We start from the raw sequence: 18431 nt of genomic DNA on the forward strand, positions 1-18431 counted from the left end.
GAAAGATTTTTTATGGGTATGTTTGCGTGCAGGAAGTGTGTTCAGACGGCCTTGAAGCTTGGTTTAAGGCCGTCTGAAACTCAGGCCGGATCGTCCATCCAATCTACTTTGTTCATCTTGCGCACAATCACCCATTCATCGCGGTTGGAGCCGACGGTGCCGTAGTAGTTGAATCCGTAAGCTTGTTGGGCGTAGCCGCCGATCATGTGGGTCGGTTTCAACACGGTGCGGGTCACGGAATTGTGGATGCCGCCACGCTTTTTCGATACTTCGCCCGCAGGGGTATGCACGATTTTTTCCTGCGCGTGATACATCAGAATCATGGTTTCCGGAATCCGCTGGCTCACGACCACGCGGCAAGCGATGGTGCCGTTGGCGTTGAACACTTCCACCCAGTCGTTATCCACCAAACCGGCGCGTTTGGCATCGGCTTCAGATACCCAAACATGCGGGCCGCCGCGCGAGAGCGTCAACATGCGGATGTTTTCCGAATAGGTGGAGTGGATGCCCCATTTTTGGTGCGGTGTCAGGAAATTAAGCGTGATTTCCGGATTGCCGTTGGGGTATTTGCCCAACAGTTTCTGCGTGGTTTTGAAATCCACCGGCGGTTTGTACACACATAAATGCTCGCCAAACGCACGCATCCAATGATGGTCTTGGTAGAACTGTTGGCGGCCGGTAATGGTGCGCCACGGAATCAGTTCGTGCACATTGGTGTAACCGGCGTTGTAGCAGACTTCTTCGCTTTCCACGCCCGACCAAATCGGTGAGGACACAATCTTGCGCGGCTGGGCGACGATGTCGCGGAAACGGATTTGCGTATGCTCGCTCGCCGCAATCAAATGCGTGTGGTCGCGTCCGGTGGCTTTGCCCAGAGCCTGCCAAGCTTTCATCGATACATGGCCGTTGGTTTCCGGTGCCAAGGTCAGAATCATTTCGGCGGCATCGATGGCGGTTTCCAATTTCGGCTGGCCTTTGCCCACGCCTTCGCTGCGTGTACCGTTGAGTTTGCGCAGGAATTCCACTTCATGGCCGGTTTGCCATGCCAAACCTTTACCGTTGTTGTTGATTTTTTCCAGCAACGGACCGATAGAGGTGAATTTGTCATATACCGCACCGTAATCGCGCTCGATCACGGTCATGGCCGGCATGGTTTTGCCCGGAATCGGTTCGCATTCGCCGTGTTTCCAATCTTTCGGGTCAAACGGCTGCCCCATTTCCTGCGGGCTGTCGTGCATGAGCGGGGTCAGCACGATGTCTTTGCGCACACCCAGATAATCTTTGGCTATTTCGCTGAATTTTTTCGCCAAACCTTTGTAGATTTCCCAGTCGGATTTGCTTTGCCACAAAGGCTGCACCGCTTCGGTCAGCGGATGGATGAACGGGTGCATGTCGGAGGTATTCAGATCGTCTTTTTCATACCAAGTAGCCGTTGGGAAAATCACATCGGCGTAGAGGCAAGTCGTGTTCATGCGGAAATCGAGCAGGGTCAGCAAATCGAGTTTGCCTTCCGCAGCAGGGCGCACGGTGATTTCAGACGGCGTGATGCAGCCTTCTTCGTCGCTCAATACTGCGTTTTGCGTGCCGAGCAGGTATTTCAGGAAATACTCGTGGCCTTTGCCGGACGAGCCTAAAATATTCGAACGCCACACAAACAGGTTGCGCGGGAAGTTCAGCGGGTTGTCGGGATCGTTACAAGCCATGTCGATGCTGCCGTCTTTCAGGCCGTTGACCACATAATCGGCCGGATTCACGCCCGCAGCTTCGGCGGCATCCACCACATCGAGCGGGTTTTGCGTCAGTTGCGGCGCAGAAGGCAGCCAGCCCATGCGTTCGGCTTTGGCGTTGTAATCAATCATCGACATATTCGGCATGCTGTCGCTGAAGCCCGGTGCCAGAATTTCGTTCACGCCCAATTTCTCATGCCGCCATTGGCTGGTGTGGGCATAGAAGAAAGAGGTACCGTTCATCTGACGGGCCGGACGCTGCCAGTCGAGGGCAAAAGTCAGCGGTGTCCAGCCGGATTGCGGACGCAGTTTTTCCTGACCCACGTAGTGACACCAGCCACCGCCGGATTTACCGATCGAGCCGCACATCATCAGCATGTTGATGATGCCGCGGTAGCTCATGTCCATGTGGTACCAGTGGTTCAGACCCGCGCCGAGAATCACCATCGAGCGGCCTTCGGTATCGTGTGCGTTTTGGGCAAACTCGCGCGCCACTTGAATCACCAGTTTCGGATCGACGCCGGTGTGTTTTTGCTGCCAAGCAGGGGTGTATGGTTTGTCTTCGCTGTAATCTTTGGCGGCATTCGGGTCATCCAAGCCGTGATCGACACCGTAGTTGGCAATCATCAGGTCGAACACGGTCGCCACCAAGGCGCTGCCGCCGTCGGCCAATTGAATGCGTTTGGCCGGCACTTTGCGGTAAATCAGCTCGTCGTTGTCGCTGCCGAAATAGGTAAAACCGACATTGACCACTTCATCGGCACGCTCTTTCAGGCTCAGGGCGGCTTTTACGTCTTGACCTTGCGCACGTGTTTCCAGATTCCATTTTTGACTGCCGTCCCAGCGGAAGCCGACCGAACCGTTGGGTGCCATCAGGCCGTCTGAAAGTTCGTCCCAAGCCAATACTTTCCAATCGGGGTTTTCTTGTTCACCGAAATTATCGTCAAGGGCGGAAGCGCGCAGGAAATATTCCGGCTGGAAGCCTCGGCCGTCTTCTTTCAGGCGCACCAGCATCGGCATGTCGGTCAGGCGGCGGACATAGTCTTGGAAATATTCAGACGGCTTGTCGACATGGAATTCTTTCAAAATCACATGACCCATCGCCATCGCCAAGGCCGCATCAGTGCCTTGCTTCGGCGCCAGCCAGATGTCGCCGAACTTGGCCATTTCGCCGTAATCGGAAGACACGGCCACGGTTTTGGTACCTTTGTAGCGGACTTCGGTGTAGAAGTGGGCATCAGGTGTACGCGTCATCGGCACGTTGGAGCCCCACACCAAAAGATAGTTGGCGTTGTACCAATCGGCCGATTCGGCCACGTCGGTTTGTTCGCCCCAAGTTTGCGGGCTGGCCGGCGGTAAGTCGCAATACCAGTCGTAGAAAGACAGCGGCACACCGCCGATTAAACCCAGATAACGCGCACCGGCGGCATAGCTCACCATCGACATGGCCGGAATCGGTGAGAAACCGATTACGCGGTCGGGACCATAGTTCTTGATGGTGTAGGCATTGGCCGCGGCCACCAATTCGTAGGCTTCGTCCCAAGTCGACCGCACAAAACCGCCCAAGCCGCGTTGGGTTTTATAGGCTTTGGCGCGGGCAGGGTCTTCCACAATCGATGCCCATGCTTCTACCGGCGGCATGGTTTGACGGGCATCGCGCCACATTTGTGCCAAAACACCGCGCAGCATCGGATATTTCACGCGTTGGGCGGAATACACATACCAGCTGTACGAAGCGCCACGCGGGCATCCGCGCGGTTCGTGGTTAGGCAGGTCGGGGCGGGTGCGCGGATAGTCGGTTTGCTGAACTTCCCAAGTAATCAAACCGTTTTTCACGAAAATTTTCCACGAGCATGAACCGGTACAGTTCACGCCGTGGGTGGAGCGCACTTCCTTATCGTGCGCCCAGCGGCTGCGGTAGGCATTTTCCCACTTACGGTCTTCCGTGGTCACGGCGCCGTGGCCGTTGGCAAACGTTTCGTGCTTTTGGGTGAAAAATTTCAATCGGTCTAAGAAATGGCTCATGGTCGTGTCCTCACTGGCGATGATTGCCGGATGTTTTATTGTCGATTAACAATATAAATCGTGAGGTAAAAGACCGCCACGCGCTTAAAGCATGAGAGGAAGGTATAAAACAGTGGTAGCCAAAACCGACTTTCGGCGGTATGGTCAGGAATAAAAAATGGCTTGCTATTCCAAATGAATTGTGAATATGAAAGTTATGTTTAAAAGAAAAAGCGTGCTAAACAGCGAAAAATCAACAAAAAGCCGTCTGAAAGCTGTGATTGGACAAAATGTTGTTCAATCACAAATAAAAATGCCACTACCTACTTTAGTAGGTAGTGGCGGAGAGAAAAGGGCGGGTAGCAAAGGAGCCGGATCTTGGGTTCGGCATTAATCTATATGGTTAAATGACACCCAAATCCTGCAAGCCGCGCAACACGCCGTCTTCATCCACGCTCGGACAGACATAATCGGCCAATGCCTTCACGCTTTCTTCGCCGTTGCCCATCGCCACGCCAAAACCGACGGCCTGCATCATTTCCACATCGTTGAAGCTGTCGCCGAAGGCCATGACGTCTTTCATGTCTATGCCGAGCTTACCAATCGCATGGCCAATGCCGCGCGCCTTGGAGCCTTCCTGACGCAGAATATCCACCGCGTTTTCGTGCCAGCGAACGGTTTTGAAACCCATTTGTGCAACGGCGGCATCGATTGGCGAGTCATGTTCCTGTGTGTAAAAAGCCAATAATTGATACACCGGTTGCCGGCGGTAATAATGGGCATCAACTTGATAAGACGAGACAATTCTTGATAAAGCTTCTCTGGCCCATCCGGTTTCTTCAGAAACGGAGATTTCGGCATTGTTTACAAACGCATAAGCGATGTTTTGCTGAGCCAAAAAGTCGCACACCGCGGCTGCTTCAGCGGCTGCTATCGGATAATGTTGCAAGGTTTTTCCTTGAAACTCAATATATTGGCCATTGATGGTCACCAGCATATCGATGCCGGCTTCTTGAATCAAGGCTTTGACCTTGGCAGGAATAGCAACGGGCGGGCGGCCGGTGGCAATGGCGGTCAGGATACCGCGCTGTTTCAAGGCGGCCAAGGCTTCGCCGACCGATGGGCGTAGGGTATCGGTGTATTTGCGGTAAATGGTGTCGTCGATATCGAAAAAAACGATTTTGGGATTTTGCATGGGAAAAGGCCGTGGGGAAATGGTTTCAGACGGCCTATTGTATAACACTCCTTGCATTTGACGATATTATGGACGGGAAAAGATTGATGGGTTTTTCAAACCATCGTCCAAGGCCGTCTGAAACTCAATTTAGAATCTTGATGACGGTTTTGCCTTGTTTGAATTTGGCTTTGATAATAGCGGGCAGTGTGTCATCGAAATACCAGCGGCCGTCGGGCAGGGCGACGGCATTGGCAGTGCAGCGGAAAGTCAGCGTTTGGCCGGATAATTTGTCTGTTTCGCGAATATCGATTTCGTGCGCTCTGCCCCAATCGGCCACCGGCAGCAAGGGCGCGAGCGAGAGGATCCGGCGGTTTTGCTGCGATACACCGTTGGCATTTTGGCATGAGCCGTCGCATTGGCCGATGGCCTGAATCGGGCAAGGTTCGTTTTTGGCATGGGTTTCCGGCAGGATATTCAGCGAATCGGGACAAAGGCCGTGTTCCTGCGCCCATGCGGCCAAAGCGCGTTTGGCGCCTTTTCTGTGCAGGAAAAAACCATAAGGGCGATGAGGGTGAATGCCGTTGCTCATCGGCACTAATCGAGCCTGCAATACGCCGTGTTCGTCCGGTGAAAATTGCACCGTGGTAAACGTGCGAAAAGTTTCCGACGGGCTGAGATTAAATTGCACCATGGCTTGCGCTTTCAACCACAAAGCATGCACAGGCCCGATGGCCGGCATAAAATGAATCGAAACCGCGCTTTGTACAAAACTCGGAATTTTTTTGCCGTTTAACATGGCCGCCACTTCAAAATAAGCGCGCGTATGCGATTGCAGCGCTTGTGCTTGACCGTATTTATCCAGCCATACCAACACGCCTTCGCTGTCGGGTAGGGCGTAGATCTGTTCGGCCAATGTATCCGGCAGCCAAGTCGGAAGCATTTTCGGATTCAGTAATGCACGACTGTGATTGAGCCATTCTTCTTCGCCTTTTTCCTCCAAGCTTCTTTCCAAAAAATCCACCAAAGCCAAAACATCGGTCATGGCACGGTGGCGGTTTTCCACCGAAATCCCCATACGTTCGATGATGCTGTCGAGATTGTGTTTGTGAAATTGCGGATACAGGCGGCGCGACAATTGCACCGTGCACAAAGCCGGTGCCGCAAAATCGATGCCTATGCGTTGAAATTCATGCCGTAAAAAAGAATAGTCAAAGCGGCTGTTGTGTGCCAGCAGCAGCGTACCACGCAAAAGCGGCAGCAAATCGGCCGCAATTTGACCGAAAAACGGCGCATCTTTGACCAACTCATTATCAATGCCGGTTAAGCGGGTAATAAAGCTTGAAATCGGCTGCTGCGGATTGACCAGCCACTCATAACGCTTGACTTGGCCGTTATCAAAACTTAATACCGCCACTTCCGTCACACGGTCTTGGTAGAGATTGCCGCCGGTCGTTTCCAAATCCACCACCGCCACCGGCAACCCTATGCGGGAAAAAGCAGCAGCCAACCGCGGCCAACGCGAAGCGTGCGCCATTCTTCTTTTCCTGTAAATTCAACAAACAAACGCGCATTCTACACTTTTTGAGATTTTTTTCCAGTTGAATGCTTGACAGATTTTGAGCGTATCCCTATAATTTAAATCTTTCTTGCAGCGCACCCGTAGCTCAGTTGGATAGAGTATCTGGCTACGAACCAGAGGGTCGGGCGTTCGAATCGCTCCGGGTGCGCCAGCTAAGAAAAATCCTTTATTCCGCGCCCATCGTCTAGCGGTTAGGACATCGCCCTTTCACGGCGGTAACCGGGGTTCGATTCCCCGTGGGCGTGCCAGATTTTGATTAAAGCCTTACTGATTTCAGCAAGGCTTTAATTTTTTGTATTTCTTTCAGGCTGTAGCGATGCATTTTAGTCAATCCGGTTTTTAGACTGCATGAAAAAACATCTTTAAATACAGGCATACATACATGATTTTTAATGTCATACTGTTTTACCAAATCGTCTGAATTCAGCTTTTTTTAGGCAGCTTAGGGTCAAATGATTTATGTAAAATATACCTTTACTAAAATTAATTAAGTTTTTCGTATGTAAATTCTTGGTTTAGAGGCTTGTTTTCGTGGTTTTATTTTTCTTATGGTAGCTGGCCCAATTGGTTTTGTGGGGACAAGGTTTGGATATTTTCATTCAAATCCAAATACAAATACGGCTTTTTCTGCTAAGGTGACAGGCACATTAATCAGAATCATATTAATAGGAGTAAACACATGAATGCAAATTTGAAATGGATCGCTTCGGCTCTTGCGGCTACTGTGGCTTTGTCGGCATGTAGTAGCACCGGCACCAAACCGACCCCTGCCAAGCAGCCGGCTCAAACCCAAGCCCAACCGGCGCAACAGCAAGCACAAGCTGCGAGTGGCCCGCAAACGGTTAAAGTGGATTCTATTGATTCAACTAAAGAAGTTGCCTATAAATGCGGCGCTAAAGGTGAAGAGAAACTGACCGTGATGTATGGTGTGAAAAACAATCAGTTGGTAGCGGCACAAGTTCGCTTTAAAAACGAGCTGACACCGAATCTGTTCCGCGTAATCGGTGCCAACGACCAGAATATCTTTTGGGGCGAAAACGTAGCTTGGTTTGCCGAAAAAGCAACACCAGCCAACGTGGATAAAGTTGACGGCGGTATGCTGACAATCCGTGGCACGACTCAAGTCAACGGCAAAGCCGAAGTGGTCGATCAAATCGTGACCCGCGGTTGCTTATTGGATAAAACAGCAACGGCACGTTTGAAAAAATAATAGTTTGATTCAATGCTAAAAGGCCGTCTGAAAGATGAATCTTTCAGACGGCCTTTTATTTAATCAGAAAAATTATTTTTCCAATTCAAAGGCTTTGTGTAGAATGCGGGTAGCCAGTTCCATGTATTTTTCGTCAATCAATACTGATACTTTGATTTCCGAAGTCGAAATCATTTGGATATTGATACCTTCTTCAGCCAAAGTGCGGAAGATTTTTGCTGCCACGCCGACGTGGGAACGCATACCCATGCCTACTACGGAAACTTTGCATACGGTGTCGTCGCCATCGATATCCGCTGCGCCGATGCTGTCCTTCAAGTTGTTCAGCAGGCTCAGTATGGCTTTATAATCGCCGCGCGGAACGGTAAATGAGAAGTCGGTGGTGCCCTCCGAGCCGACATTTTGGATAATCATGTCGACTTCGATGTTGGCATCGGCTACCGCGCCCAAGATTTGGTAGGCTACGCCCGGTTTGTCAGGTACGCCGCGCACGTTGATGCGGGCTTGGTTTTTGTCGGTGGCGATACCGGTTACGGCAGCTCTTTCCATGTTGTCGTCCTCTTCAAAGGTAATTAAGGTGCCGTTACCGCCATCTTGCAGGCTGCTCAATACGCGCAGGCGTACTTTGTATTTTCCGGCGAATTCTACGGAGCGGATTTGCAAAACTTTCGAACCCAAGCTGGCCAGTTCCAACATTTCTTCAAAAGTAATGGTATCCAAGCGGCGTGCTTCAGGCACCACTCGAGGGTCGGTGGTGTACACGCCGTCTACATCGGTATAGATTTGGCATTCGTCTGCTTTCAAAGCAGCAGCCAAGGCAACGGCAGAAGTATCCGAACCGCCGCGGCCCAGGGTGGAAATATTGCCTTCGTTGCTGATGCCTTGGAAACCGGCCACAATCACCACGCGGCCGGCATCTAAGTCGGCACGCATTTTTTCGTCATCAATGCTTTCGATGCGGGCTTTGGTGTGGGCGGTGTCGGTTTTCAAAGCAACTTGCCAGCCGGTGTAGCTCTTGGCATCCACGCCGATGTTTTTCAAGGCCATGGCCAGCAAACCTATGGTGACTTGTTCGCCGGTGGACAATACGACGTCTAACTCGCGCGGGTCGGGCGTGTCTTGCATTTCGTGTGCCAAGGCGGCCAAGCGGTTGGTTTCGCCGCTCATGGCCGATACCACGACAACAACGTCATGGCCATCGGCGCGGGCTTTGGCAACACGGTTGGCTACGTTTTTAATGCGTTCGGCGGAACCGACTGAGGTGCCGCCGTATTTTTGTACGATTAACGCCATTTTTTTCGTGCTTTCTTTGGAAGTTGGGGCAGCGGTTTGTTGCTGCGTTGGTGAGAAAAGTTCGGTTATTATTACTATTTTTTACATAAAATTCAAGATTGCAACCAGATTAATTCAGCTTCATGGCCTAACCCTTTGTGAAATGGGGCAGTTTCATAACATTGTTGACAATGTTAGTATTTGTTTTTGTGTGAATGATAGCGGCTGGAAAGTCATCAAAGGCCGTCTGAAAAATGATGTTCAGACGGCCTTTGATGACTTATTTGATTAAAGCATTTTCAATCAGATCGACGGCTTGTTGCAAACGCTGCTCATGCGAACCACTCAAGAGGGTAAACGCGATATGGTTGCGCTTAAGGAAGTCTTGGAATAAAGCCAATATTTTTTCGCGTTCTTGCGGCTTATCGCGTAAATCGTCGGCTACCCACGGCACATCAATATCGGTCAGTAAAACAGTGTCGTAATGTGAAGACAGTGCGGCAGCTTCCAAATCGGGCGGACATTCACCAAAATAGAGATAGGCATATACCACCAATTCCCACAGGCAAGTATCACAAATCAGTACATCACGCGTGATTTGTGCCAGCCGGTTTTCAGATTCTATTTGACCTTGCGCAATCGGCAGTAAATCTTCTTGGCGGCAGATTTGCCGTGATTCATCCCACAAAATTTGGCAGTAGCCGCGCATGTATTCCGGTACCCAATGGGTTTGGAAATGCGCTGCCAATGCTTGCGATAACGTGGTTTTGCCTGTTGATTCCGGCCCGATTACGGCAACGCGGTGGAGGCTTGTGTTTGTTTGGCTGAGATTTTTTTCCATGAGACATATCCGCTGATGGCGATGAGGGTAAACACGATATATTGAAAGGCGCTGAAGGTCAGCCCTTTATGGAAATAAAGCGGCACCGATACGGCATCGGCAATGATCCATAAAATCCAGTGGGCGATTTTGCCTTCCGCCATCAGCCACATGGCCACCAGAAACAGCGCGGTCGTGAAAATATCGGTGTAATCCGGCCATGTGAAATGCGCAAATCCTGCGCTGACACCCTGCCAGGAAAAACTATTGTTGATGTAGGGCTTGAACCAGTAAACCAAGCCGACAAACAGCACACTGAAGAGGCTCAAAGCCATGCAGACCAACCAGTCTTTGTGTACAAAAGGGGAGATGCGGAAGGTTTTATCTGCCTGCTGCCGCTTCGACCAGTTTATCCAGCCATACACACTTAAAACCGTGTAATAAGCATTAATCAGCATATCGCCGTAGAGAGCATAAACCCACAGCAGCCACACAAACCCCGCGGTACTGACAATGCCGACCGGAAAACCCCACACGCTGCCATTGCGGATTAGCCACACGCTGACCATACCGAAGATTACGGCGACCAGTTCCAATGCAACCAGTTCGGCAGCGACACCTTGGTATTGCGCAAAAAGTGAATGAAAAATATCCATTGATTGTAAAAAATATATAAAGAGGCCGTCTGAAACAGTTTCAGACGGCTTTGTTATCTGAATTAAGCCTGTAAAGCAGCTAGCTGGTGTTGTACCAATTCGGCAATGCCTTTTTGGCCTAAGGCAATCAATTTGCCCAATTCATCAAGCGTAAACGGCGCACCTTCTGCTGTTCCTTGGATTTCGATGATTTTACCTGAAGCAGTCATCACGATGTTCACATCGCTGTCGCAACCGGAGTCTTCGGGATAATCCAAATCCAACAGCGGTACCCCTGCCACCACGCCCACAGATACGGCAGCTACCGCTTCGAGAATTGGTGTTTCGCAAATCAGGCCGTCTGAAAGTAATTTGTTCACTGCCATTTGCAGCGCGACATATGCGCCGGTAATCGAAGCGGTACGCGTGCCGCCATCGGCTTGAATGACGTCACAATCGATTAGGATTTGGCGCTCGCCCAGTTTTTTCATGTCCACCACCGCACGAAGCGAGCGGCCGATTAAACGCTGAATTTCCTGTGTGCGGCCCGATTGTTTGCCCGAAGCCGCTTCACGGCGCATACGCGAAGCAGTGGAAGCGGGCAGCATGCCGTATTCCGCCGTTACCCAGCCTTGTTCTTTGCCACGCAGAAACGGCGGTACGTTCTCATCAATTGAGGCGGTACAGATCACTTTGGTGTTGCCGCATTCAATAAGCACCGAGCCGTCGGCGTGCGGCAGAAAATTCGGTGTGATGCGGATGTTGCGCAGGCTGTCGGCGGCGCGGTTGGTGCGGATAGGGTGGGTCATAGAAACATTCCTTAATTAAAACTATAGGGCGATTATAGCAGCTTCTTTCAGACGGCCTATCATCTGCCGGGTCGCTATGGTATATTGAAACCACTTTCACTCGTAATTCATATAGAAACGGAGTAAAACCATGGCCATTCGCAGTATGACCGGCTTTGCCAACGCCGCCGGTGAATGTGGCAGCAAACGCATTAATTTGGAAATCCGTGCGGTGAACCACCGCTATTTAGACGTGCAATTCCGCATGCCTGATGATTTGCGCCATTTGGAAGGCGCGTTGCGCGAGCAGATTGCGGCCGAAGCCGTGCGCGGTAAATTGGAGTGCCGCATTCAAATCCAAGACATCGCCCAAGGTACGCAAGGCTTGGAAGTGAATCAGGAATTAGTGGCGCAACTGGCCGACTTAAATGAGAAATGGCGTGATGAGTTTGACGGCTTAGGCAAACTGACCGTGGCGGATATTTTGAAGTTTCCGGGTGTATTGGCCAGCCAAAGCGAAGATTCAGAGGCTTTTGCGCAAACCGTGCAGGATTTGTTGAAACAGGCTTTAAAAGAGTTTGCCGCCGCCCGCAAACGAGAAGGTAAAAAACTGGCCGACCACCTGCTCGACCGTTTGGAAAAAATGGAAGGCATTGTCGATGCTTTGAGCGAATTGTTCCCAAACCTGCTGGAAGCGCATATGGAAAAAGTGCGTACACGCTTGGCCGATGCTGTGGCAAACATCGACAATGACCGTTTGCAGCAAGAGTTTGCCCTGTTTATTCAAAAATCCGATGTCGATGAAGAATTCAGCCGCCTGCGCACCCACATCGGCGAAGTGCGCCGTATTGTGACCGAAAGCAAAGGCAGCGTCGGCAAGCGTTTGGATTTTTTGATGCAAGAGCTCAATCGCGAAGCCAATACCTTGGGCAGCAAAGCCATCGCCGCCGAAAGTACACAGGCTTCCGTAGAATTAAAGGTGTTAATCGAGCAAATGCGCGAGCAGGTACAGAATATTGAATAGGATTTTCAGACGGCCTTATGGGTAGCAAAAGGGTTTTAAGCTGTTCTGGACATCGGTTTCACATTTAACCAAAAAGCCGTCTGAAACTATTCAGACGGCTTTTTGGTTAAGATTGATTGTTAACCGCCGAATAAACGGTTTACATCAGATGTTTTCTTGCGGTAAGGCAGACGGATATCGACTCGGAATATGCCGTCCAGCTCACGGCTTTGTATTTTGGCATCGTTGTCGTACATCAAGGCCAAGCGCTCTTTCAGGTTACGTAGCGCCATTGAGTTGCCTTTATGCGGTTTCAGGTTTTCACCACTATCGGGCGGGGCGTATGGATTTTCAATACGGATATAAATCGATGATTTGTTCAATTTGGTTAATACTGTAATCATACCCGGACGGTGGGTGGATTCGACACCGTGAAAAACGGCGTTTTCCAATAGAGGTTGCAGCAAAAGATGTGGCGTTTCCGCGTCGTCAGGTGCTTGATGTTGCCACATCACTTGCACGCGCACATGCCCCATGCGGATTTGTTCAATGGCGATATATTCCTGCGCCCATTCGATTTCCTGACCGAGCGTACTGCTTTGGCTGCCGTCACGTAATTGGGCGCGGAACAAATTGGCCAGATTTTCCAGTAACACCTCAGCATCATACGGACGCAAGCGGATTAAGCTGATGGCGGCATTAAGGCTGTTGAACAGAAAATGCGGGCGAATGCGGGCAGTAAGTGCACTCAAGCGGGCTTCGGAAACCGATGGTGCCAAGCTGTTGAGACGCGAAGCTTCGGTGAACATAAAGCCGAGTACGAAAATATTAAATAAGCAAAAATGCTGAAGAAAAGAATCCAGATAGTTGAAATTATTCAGCAGCACCAGCTCAACAAACAGAAAAATCAACAAGTTGATAATATAAGAAATGAAGAAAGCATATTTTGTATGTTGCAGCGAGGGCAGAAAACTACTCACAAAAAAAGCTTTCAGCAAAATCAAAAAAAGCACCGGCGCCACCCAAAGCAGATGGTGATAGATTTCTTCGGTATAGCCCAACGAAGATTCGCTGATTAATGGAAACAACAGCAGCGATAAAATCACAATAATCAGCAGGCGGGCCATAGTGGCTGAATTGCGCAAATTGGGTACGGCGAAAGTATGGGATATTTTCTGGGACAATTGACGTATAATGGACATATGTGAACCTTAGCCGTTTTCGTTTTTTATAATGTTAACCTGATTTTTGCGGTTAACTTTTTGTTTTATATCTGAGGAACAGTGTAATGGGTAATGATAAAACCTGGTCGGGCCGTTTTAACGAGCCGGTGTCCGAATTAGTGAAAAAATACACCGGTTCGATCGGCTTCGATAAGCGTCTGGCCAAGTGGGATATTCAAGGCTCTCTGGCACACGCGCAAATGCTGCAGCAAAGCGGGGTATTGAGTGCCGATGATTTATCTGCCATCCGGCAAGGTATGACCGAGATTATAACAGAAATTGAAGCCGGCAAAGTGGAATGGTCGCTGGATTTGGAAGATGTACACATGAACATCGAGCGCCGCCTGACCGATAAAATCGGTGATGCCGGCAAGCGTCTTCATACCGGCCGCAGCCGCAACGACCAAGTGGCTACCGACATCCGCTTATGGTTGCGCGACCAAATCACCGACATTCAAACGCTGATTCAAGATCTTCAGACGGCCTTGGTGGAATTGGCCGAAGCCAATGCCGAAGTGGTGATGCCCGGTTTTACCCATTTGCAGGTTGCCCAGCCGGTGAGCTTCGGCCACCACATGTTGGCTTATGTCGAAATGCTCGGCCGCGATTTCGAGCGCATGGCCGACTGCCGCAAGCGTGTCAACCGCATGCCTTTGGGCGCGGCGGCGCTGGCCGGCACCACTTATCCGATTCAGCGCGAAATTACCGCCGAACTGCTGGGTTTTGAACAAATCTGCCAAAACTCACTCGATGCCGTGTCCGACCGCGATTTCGCCATCGAATTTACTGCCGCTGCGTCTTTGGTGATGATTCATTTGAGCCGCTTGAGTGAAGAACTGATTTTATGGATGAGTCCGCGTTTCGGTTTTATCGATATTGCTGACCGTTTCTGCACTGGTTCAAGCATCATGCCGCAGAAGAAAAACCCCGACGTGCCGGAGCTGGTACGCGGCAAATCCGGACGCGTAATCGGCCATCTCACCGGCCTGATTATGCTGATGAAATCGCAGCCTTTGGCGTATAACAAAGACAATCAGGAAGACAAAGAACCGCTGTTTGATACGGTTGACACCTTGATTGACACCTTGCGTATTTACGCCGACATGATGCGCGGCGTGACCGTGAAACCGGAAAACATGCGCGCCGCCGTGATGCAGGGTTTCGCCACCGCCACCGATTTGGCCGACTATCTGGTGAAAAAAGGCATGCCGTTCCGCGATTCGCATGAAGTGGTGGCAAAAGCCGTGCGCCATGCCGACGAAAAAGGCGTGGATTTGAGCGGTTTGCCGTTAGACGTATTGCAAGGCTTTTCCGATTTGGTGGCTGAGGATGTTTATGAAGTGCTCACGCCGGAAGGCAGCTTGAATGCCCGCAACCACTTAGGCGGCACCGCGCCGGAGCAAGTGCGCTTCCAAGCCGCACGTTGGAAAAAATTGTTGGCTGAATAAGTTGTTCTGATTGCAAAGGTCTCAGGCCGCCTGAAAGGATATTGCTTTCAGACGGCCTATTTCATATTTGTTTGCTAGGGTCTGTTGACAATTAACGCAACGGCGGTGTTTTTGGTCAAAAATCCCTGTCTGCGGCGTTAAAAATGCCCGCAAGGTGTCCAACTTTGCTGCGCTTTTTGCCTTGCATACACGGGTTTTGCCTCAAAAAACCGCTTCGCCGGTCAATTGTCAACAGACCCTAAAACAGAATAAATTCTTTCAAGCTATGCCATAAACCCGCTTGCGGTTTCCATAATAATGTCCGCTGCGCTGCCGCTGCGGGCAAGCGGTGCATTTTGTCCAGCCCACAAGGGCGAAAATTCATCGCTGCCTTGTTTTTCAGCGGCGCTGCGTAATGGTGCGGATACGTTTTGGGCAAGTGGGAACGGAGGGACATCAGGGTGAATGCAGCCGTTTTCACGCATAAAGCGGTTGACGATGCCGCGCGCCAAGCCGCCGGAGAATAGATTGGTTAAAGCAGTGGTTTGCGCGCACGGGTTTTGCAAAGCAGTGCGGTGCAGGGGGCTGGTGTCGGCTTCATCGGCCAGCAATAAAGCCGTGCCGATTTGAATGCCGTCTGCGCCCAATGTTTGCGCGGCGTGTGCGGTGGCAGCATTGCTGATGCCGCCTGCCGCAATCACCGGTACATTTAGCGCCGCACGGATTTGCGGCAACAGTGCAAAAGTACCGACTTGCTCATGCACTTGGCTGCGGAACATCGATCGGTGCCCGCCTGCTTCCAAGCCTTGCGCAATCACCGCATCAACCCCTTTTTCTGCCAACCAGCGTGCTTCGTCAACCGTTGTGGCGGAAGCCAGGATTTTTGTGCCGCTTTGTTTCACCTGCTGAAGCAAACCTGCTTCCGGTAAGCCGAAATGGAAGCTGACTACTGCAGGTTTGAGTTCGGCAATAATTTCCGCTTGTGCCGCACCGAAAGGCTGTCTTCCGTTACCTTGCGCAATATTGTCGGCATCGATACCGAGTTCGCGATAATAAGGTGCCAGCTTGGCAAGCCATTGTTGCATTTTGTCGGTATCGGTTTCAGGTTGGCGGTGTGCAAAAAAATTGACATTAAACGGCGCATCGACGGCAGCGCGGATTGCCAAGATTTCGGCATGCAATTGCTCGGGCGAGAGCATGGCGGCAGGCAGCGAACCGAGCGCACCGGCACGGCAGGCAGCAATAGTCAGGCGACTGTTTTGCACGCCGGCCATCGGTGCCTGAATGACGGGCAAGCGGCAGCCGAGCAATTGGGTCAGGCGGTTGGGCATGGGCTTTCCTTGTAGAATAGCGGGCTTTATGAAATAAAAGAACAGTTTACCCAGAATGAGGCCGTCTGAACATAGATGAGGTGATTTTCAGGCGGCTTTGTCGGAGCTTGACAAAAATCATGCAATCCAAGGCCGTCTGAAAAAATTACCGCTTTTTCAGACGGCCTTGATTATGTTATAAATCCCTTTCTACTAACTAAAAAAAGAATACGCCATGCCGATTCGACCTTATACCTACCATACCCCCGATATTCACGGAACTTGTTTTATCGACGATACCGCCGTGGTAATCGGCCAAATCAGTCTTGCCGAGCAGGTCAGCGTATGGCCGCTGGTGGTGATGCGTGGGGATGTAAATCATATACGGATTGGCGCACGTACCAATATTCAAGACGGCAGTGTGTTGCACGTTACCGGCGCGCGTTTGCAGAAGCCGGAAGGTTCGCCTTTAATTGTCGGTGAAGACGTAACCATCGGCCATAAAGTGATTCTGCACGGCTGCACCATCGGCAACCGCGTGTTGGTGGGCACGGGTGCGATTGTTTTGGACGATACGGTGATTGACGATGACGTGATGGTCGGCGCAGGCAGTGTGGTGCCGCCGGGCAAACGCCTACAAAGCGGTTTTCTGTATCTTGGCTCACCTGTCAAGCAGGTGCGCCCTTTAACCGATGAAGAAAAAGCGTTTTTAGTGCAATCGGCTGTAAATTATATTAATCTCGCACAGGAATACAAGTAAATATCTAAAGTTGTCTAAAAATAATGTTGATTTAATAAAAAATCAAGCTATCGGTTCTTTTTCTTAATATATTTCATAAAGAAAAACTCGGTCAGCAAGAGTATAAAAATGACGACAACGAAATCAGGGATAAAATGACTATTTCCAAGATGGTAGGAGCTATAAGGTAAAAACTTAAAATAAAATTAACTGTGTATACGGCAAAACCGCATAAAACATAGATAATGGCTAATGCTTTCCAATGTTTTTTCATAAACTTTATTAATAATGAGAAATTCTTTTTATAATTTTCCCAAAAATTTTTCATGGGCATCATCATAATCCTTTTGAAGCATTGATGAGAATCCGTACCCGGCCAAATATGTTTGGCAGGTGCGGAATTATTAAACGATGGCTTAATAGCCGAATGAGCGTTCGGCTGCAGGTGGCCTAACTTCTGTCCCAAATACCTGCCGACAGCCATATCCACCTTGGCACCTACTACCATGCCGCCGGGGCCTCCGATTGCACCTAAGGCAGCACCTGTGAAACCTCCTGCCAAAGCGCCGGCACCAATGCCTGTATAACCGCATACATCTGATACGATGGTTTTTTAAAAGTCAAAACCACCTGAAATTTGATGCAATTGATTCATAGATAATGTTTTCATAGTTAACTCCTAGTAAAGATAAAGAAAAAAGTAGGCTTCAGTCTGCCTACTGTTTTAGTGGACAATTTTTTTCTGTATCAGTTTTTTTGTAATTTAAATCATAAAAAAGTTAATTTTATTAAATGTTATTTGATTATTTATTAATTGCTATGCCATTAACTATAATTCGATTTTTGGTATTTGTAATATTTTAGGCTGAATACAAATAAAAAAGGAAATATTTTGAACCACATTTATCTCGCTTCCGGCAGCCCGCGCCGCCGCGAAATTTTAGAAAATTTAGGCTATACGGTGCAGCGTTTGTATGCCGAAATAGACGAAACACCGTATCCGCAAGAAAAAGCGGCTGATTATGTTCAAAGATTGGCTCGTGAGAAAAATGCCGGTGCAGTAGCGCAATGGCGCGTCACGCATAACGAACCACCCGAATTCCCGATTCTCACCGCCGACACCACCGTCGCCTATCAAAACCAAATTTTGGGTAAACCCGAAAACGAAGAGCATGCGGCGGAAATGTTGGCGCAATTATCCGCTAACACACATCAGGTCTATACTGCCGTAAGCGTGTATTGGCAGGGTAAAACGCGCACGCTGCTGCAACAGAGCGATGTGGCCTTTAAAGCCATGAGTGCGGCGGAAATCGCGGCGTATATTGCCAGCGGCGAACCGATGGATAAGGCCGGTGCGTATGGTATTCAAGGTTTGGGCGGCGTGTTTGTCACGCATTTGCACGGCAGTTTTACCGGCGTAATGGGGCTGCCTGTATTTGAAACAATCGAACTTTTGGCGCAATTCGGTTTGGCTGTGCCGCCGTTTCCGAAAAAAACATAGGCCGTCTGAATGTGCC

At 50.1% G+C, this 18431-nt stretch carries 17 protein-coding genes and 2 tRNA genes; 9 read left to right on the forward strand and 10 right to left on the reverse strand.

All coding sequences use genetic code 11. From position 1 onward, the window contains the following. Positions 1 to 80 precede the first annotated feature (80 nt). Positions 81 to 3752, reverse strand: a complete 3672-nt coding sequence (locus tag CGZ65_RS02975; protein WP_096294761.1) for a nitrate reductase subunit alpha — start codon at positions 3750 to 3752, stop codon at positions 81 to 83. A 187-nt stretch (positions 3753 to 3939) separates the two neighbouring features. Here CGZ65_RS02975 and CGZ65_RS12705 point away from each other — a divergent pair, with 187 nt between their 5' ends. Further along, positions 3940 to 4125, forward strand: a complete 186-nt coding sequence (locus CGZ65_RS12705) for a hypothetical protein (RefSeq protein WP_157742688.1) — start codon at positions 3940 to 3942, stop codon at positions 4123 to 4125. 9 nt (positions 4126 to 4134) lie between these two features. Here CGZ65_RS12705 and CGZ65_RS02980 read toward each other — a convergent pair whose 3' ends face one another. Together CGZ65_RS02980 and CGZ65_RS02985 are read right to left on the reverse strand one after the other, a co-directional pair. Next, positions 4135 to 4926, reverse strand: a complete 792-nt coding sequence (locus CGZ65_RS02980) for a Cof-type HAD-IIB family hydrolase (protein WP_096294762.1) — start codon at positions 4924 to 4926, stop codon at positions 4135 to 4137. Between the two features lie 124 nt (positions 4927 to 5050). After that, entirely contained in the window at positions 5051 to 6442 is a 1392-nt protein-coding gene (locus CGZ65_RS02985; RefSeq protein WP_096294763.1) for a 3'-5' exonuclease family protein, read from the reverse strand. A 119-nt stretch (positions 6443 to 6561) separates the two neighbouring features. On the opposite strand from CGZ65_RS02985, the gene CGZ65_RS02990 reads away from it, so the two are divergent. The 3 genes from CGZ65_RS02990 to CGZ65_RS03000 all read left to right on the forward strand — a co-directional run bounded on the left by CGZ65_RS02990 (position 6562) and on the right by CGZ65_RS03000 (position 7697). Continuing rightward, positions 6562 to 6638, forward strand: a tRNA-Arg gene (locus CGZ65_RS02990). Between the two features lie 22 nt (positions 6639 to 6660). After that, positions 6661 to 6735: transfer RNA gene (locus tag CGZ65_RS02995), tRNA-Glu, on the forward strand. 431 nt (positions 6736 to 7166) lie between these two features. Beyond that, positions 7167 to 7697 (forward strand): hypothetical protein, encoded by a 531-nt coding sequence (locus CGZ65_RS03000; RefSeq protein WP_096294764.1) that lies wholly within the window; start codon positions 7167 to 7169, stop codon positions 7695 to 7697. Between the two features lie 72 nt (positions 7698 to 7769). Here CGZ65_RS03000 and CGZ65_RS03005 read toward each other — a convergent pair whose 3' ends face one another. Next, positions 7770 to 8990, reverse strand: coding sequence for an aspartate kinase (locus CGZ65_RS03005; protein ID WP_096294765.1), 1221 nt, complete (start codon positions 8988 to 8990; stop codon positions 7770 to 7772). Between the two features lie 7 nt (positions 8991 to 8997). Between CGZ65_RS03005 and CGZ65_RS03010 the strand changes: the two genes are divergently transcribed. Further along, a complete protein-coding gene (locus CGZ65_RS03010; RefSeq protein ID WP_096294766.1) occupies positions 8998 to 9261 on the forward strand; it encodes a hypothetical protein in 264 nt (87 codons plus the stop codon). On the opposite strand, the gene CGZ65_RS03015 is transcribed toward CGZ65_RS03010, so the two are convergent. The 3 genes from CGZ65_RS03015 to rph form a co-directional block, all read right to left on the reverse strand. Further along, entirely contained in the window at positions 9250 to 9810 is a 561-nt protein-coding gene (locus tag CGZ65_RS03015) for an AAA family ATPase (protein ID WP_096294767.1), read from the reverse strand. The genes CGZ65_RS03010 and CGZ65_RS03015 overlap by 12 nt on opposite strands. Next, on the reverse strand, positions 9759 to 10445 hold the full coding sequence (pnuC, locus tag CGZ65_RS03020) for a nicotinamide riboside transporter PnuC (protein ID WP_096294768.1): 687 nt from the start codon (positions 10443 to 10445) through the stop codon (positions 9759 to 9761). The genes CGZ65_RS03015 and pnuC overlap by 52 nt, the downstream gene beginning before the upstream one ends. A 62-nt stretch (positions 10446 to 10507) precedes the next feature. Further along, positions 10508 to 11233, reverse strand: a complete 726-nt coding sequence (rph, locus tag CGZ65_RS03025; protein WP_096294769.1) for a ribonuclease PH — start codon at positions 11231 to 11233, stop codon at positions 10508 to 10510. Positions 11234 to 11363: 130 nt separating this feature from the next. Between rph and CGZ65_RS03030 the strand changes: the two genes are divergently transcribed. After that, entirely contained in the window at positions 11364 to 12236 is an 873-nt protein-coding gene (locus CGZ65_RS03030; protein WP_232507498.1) for a YicC/YloC family endoribonuclease, read from the forward strand. A 119-nt stretch (positions 12237 to 12355) separates the two neighbouring features. On the opposite strand, the gene CGZ65_RS03035 is transcribed toward CGZ65_RS03030, so the two are convergent. Beyond that, positions 12356 to 13417, reverse strand: coding sequence for a sensor histidine kinase (locus CGZ65_RS03035; RefSeq protein WP_096294770.1), 1062 nt, complete (start codon positions 13415 to 13417; stop codon positions 12356 to 12358). A gap of 86 nt (positions 13418 to 13503) precedes the next feature. On the opposite strand from CGZ65_RS03035, the gene argH reads away from it, so the two are divergent. Continuing rightward, positions 13504 to 14886 carry an argininosuccinate lyase gene (argH, locus tag CGZ65_RS03040; protein ID WP_096294771.1) on the forward strand — a complete coding sequence of 461 codons (1383 nt, stop codon included), beginning with the start codon at positions 13504 to 13506 and terminating at the stop codon, positions 14884 to 14886. Between the two features lie 263 nt (positions 14887 to 15149). Here the strand turns inward: argH and CGZ65_RS03045 are convergent, their stop codons facing one another. Beyond that, entirely contained in the window at positions 15150 to 16196 is a 1047-nt protein-coding gene (locus CGZ65_RS03045; protein ID WP_096294772.1) for an NAD(P)H-dependent flavin oxidoreductase, read from the reverse strand. Between the two features lie 214 nt (positions 16197 to 16410). On the opposite strand from CGZ65_RS03045, the gene CGZ65_RS03050 reads away from it, so the two are divergent. After that, complete coding sequence (locus CGZ65_RS03050; protein WP_096294773.1) at positions 16411 to 16935, forward strand: gamma carbonic anhydrase family protein; 525 nt, start codon at positions 16411 to 16413, stop codon at positions 16933 to 16935. A gap of 91 nt (positions 16936 to 17026) precedes the next feature. Here the strand turns inward: CGZ65_RS03050 and CGZ65_RS03055 are convergent, their stop codons facing one another. Next, positions 17027 to 17476: a hypothetical protein gene (locus tag CGZ65_RS03055; RefSeq protein ID WP_096294774.1), complete on the reverse strand. Its 450-nt coding sequence runs from the start codon at positions 17474 to 17476 to the stop codon at positions 17027 to 17029. 330 nt (positions 17477 to 17806) lie between these two features. Here CGZ65_RS03055 and CGZ65_RS03060 point away from each other — a divergent pair, with 330 nt between their 5' ends. Next, positions 17807 to 18415 (forward strand): Maf family protein, encoded by a 609-nt coding sequence (locus tag CGZ65_RS03060; protein ID WP_096294775.1) that lies wholly within the window; start codon positions 17807 to 17809, stop codon positions 18413 to 18415. Positions 18416 to 18431: the final 16 nt, after the last annotated feature.

Source organism: Neisseria weixii, assembly GCF_002327085.1.
Classification (GTDB): Bacteria; Pseudomonadota; Gammaproteobacteria; order Burkholderiales; family Neisseriaceae; genus Neisseria; species Neisseria weixii.

Bases quoted from the DNA above. Each gene is read 5' to 3' on its own strand.
- argH (WP_096294771.1), top strand. From the start codon at position 13,504: ATGGGTAATGATAAAACCTGGTCGGGCCGTTTTAACGAGCCGGTGTCC.
- pnuC (WP_096294768.1), bottom strand. From the start codon at position 10,445: ATGGATATTTTTCATTCACTTTTTGCGCAATACCAAGGTGTCGCTGCC.
- CGZ65_RS12705 (WP_157742688.1), top strand. From the start codon at position 3,940: ATGAAAGTTATGTTTAAAAGAAAAAGCGTGCTAAACAGCGAAAAATCA.
- CGZ65_RS03030 (WP_232507498.1), top strand. From the start codon at position 11,364: ATGGCCATTCGCAGTATGACCGGCTTTGCCAACGCCGCCGGTGAATGT.
- CGZ65_RS03035 (WP_096294770.1), bottom strand. From the start codon at position 13,417: ATGTCCATTATACGTCAATTGTCCCAGAAAATATCCCATACTTTCGCC.
- CGZ65_RS02980 (WP_096294762.1), bottom strand. From the start codon at position 4,926: ATGCAAAATCCCAAAATCGTTTTTTTCGATATCGACGACACCATTTAC.
- CGZ65_RS03005 (WP_096294765.1), bottom strand. From the start codon at position 8,990: ATGGCGTTAATCGTACAAAAATACGGCGGCACCTCAGTCGGTTCCGCC.
- CGZ65_RS02975 (WP_096294761.1), bottom strand. From the start codon at position 3,752: ATGAGCCATTTCTTAGACCGATTGAAATTTTTCACCCAAAAGCACGAA.
- rph (WP_096294769.1), bottom strand. From the start codon at position 11,233: ATGACCCACCCTATCCGCACCAACCGCGCCGCCGACAGCCTGCGCAAC.
- CGZ65_RS03000 (WP_096294764.1), top strand. From the start codon at position 7,167: ATGAATGCAAATTTGAAATGGATCGCTTCGGCTCTTGCGGCTACTGTG.
- CGZ65_RS02985 (WP_096294763.1), bottom strand. From the start codon at position 6,442: ATGGCGCACGCTTCGCGTTGGCCGCGGTTGGCTGCTGCTTTTTCCCGC.
- CGZ65_RS03050 (WP_096294773.1), top strand. From the start codon at position 16,411: ATGCCGATTCGACCTTATACCTACCATACCCCCGATATTCACGGAACT.
- CGZ65_RS03045 (WP_096294772.1), bottom strand. From the start codon at position 16,196: ATGCCCAACCGCCTGACCCAATTGCTCGGCTGCCGCTTGCCCGTCATT.
- CGZ65_RS03015 (WP_096294767.1), bottom strand. From the start codon at position 9,810: ATGGAAAAAAATCTCAGCCAAACAAACACAAGCCTCCACCGCGTTGCC.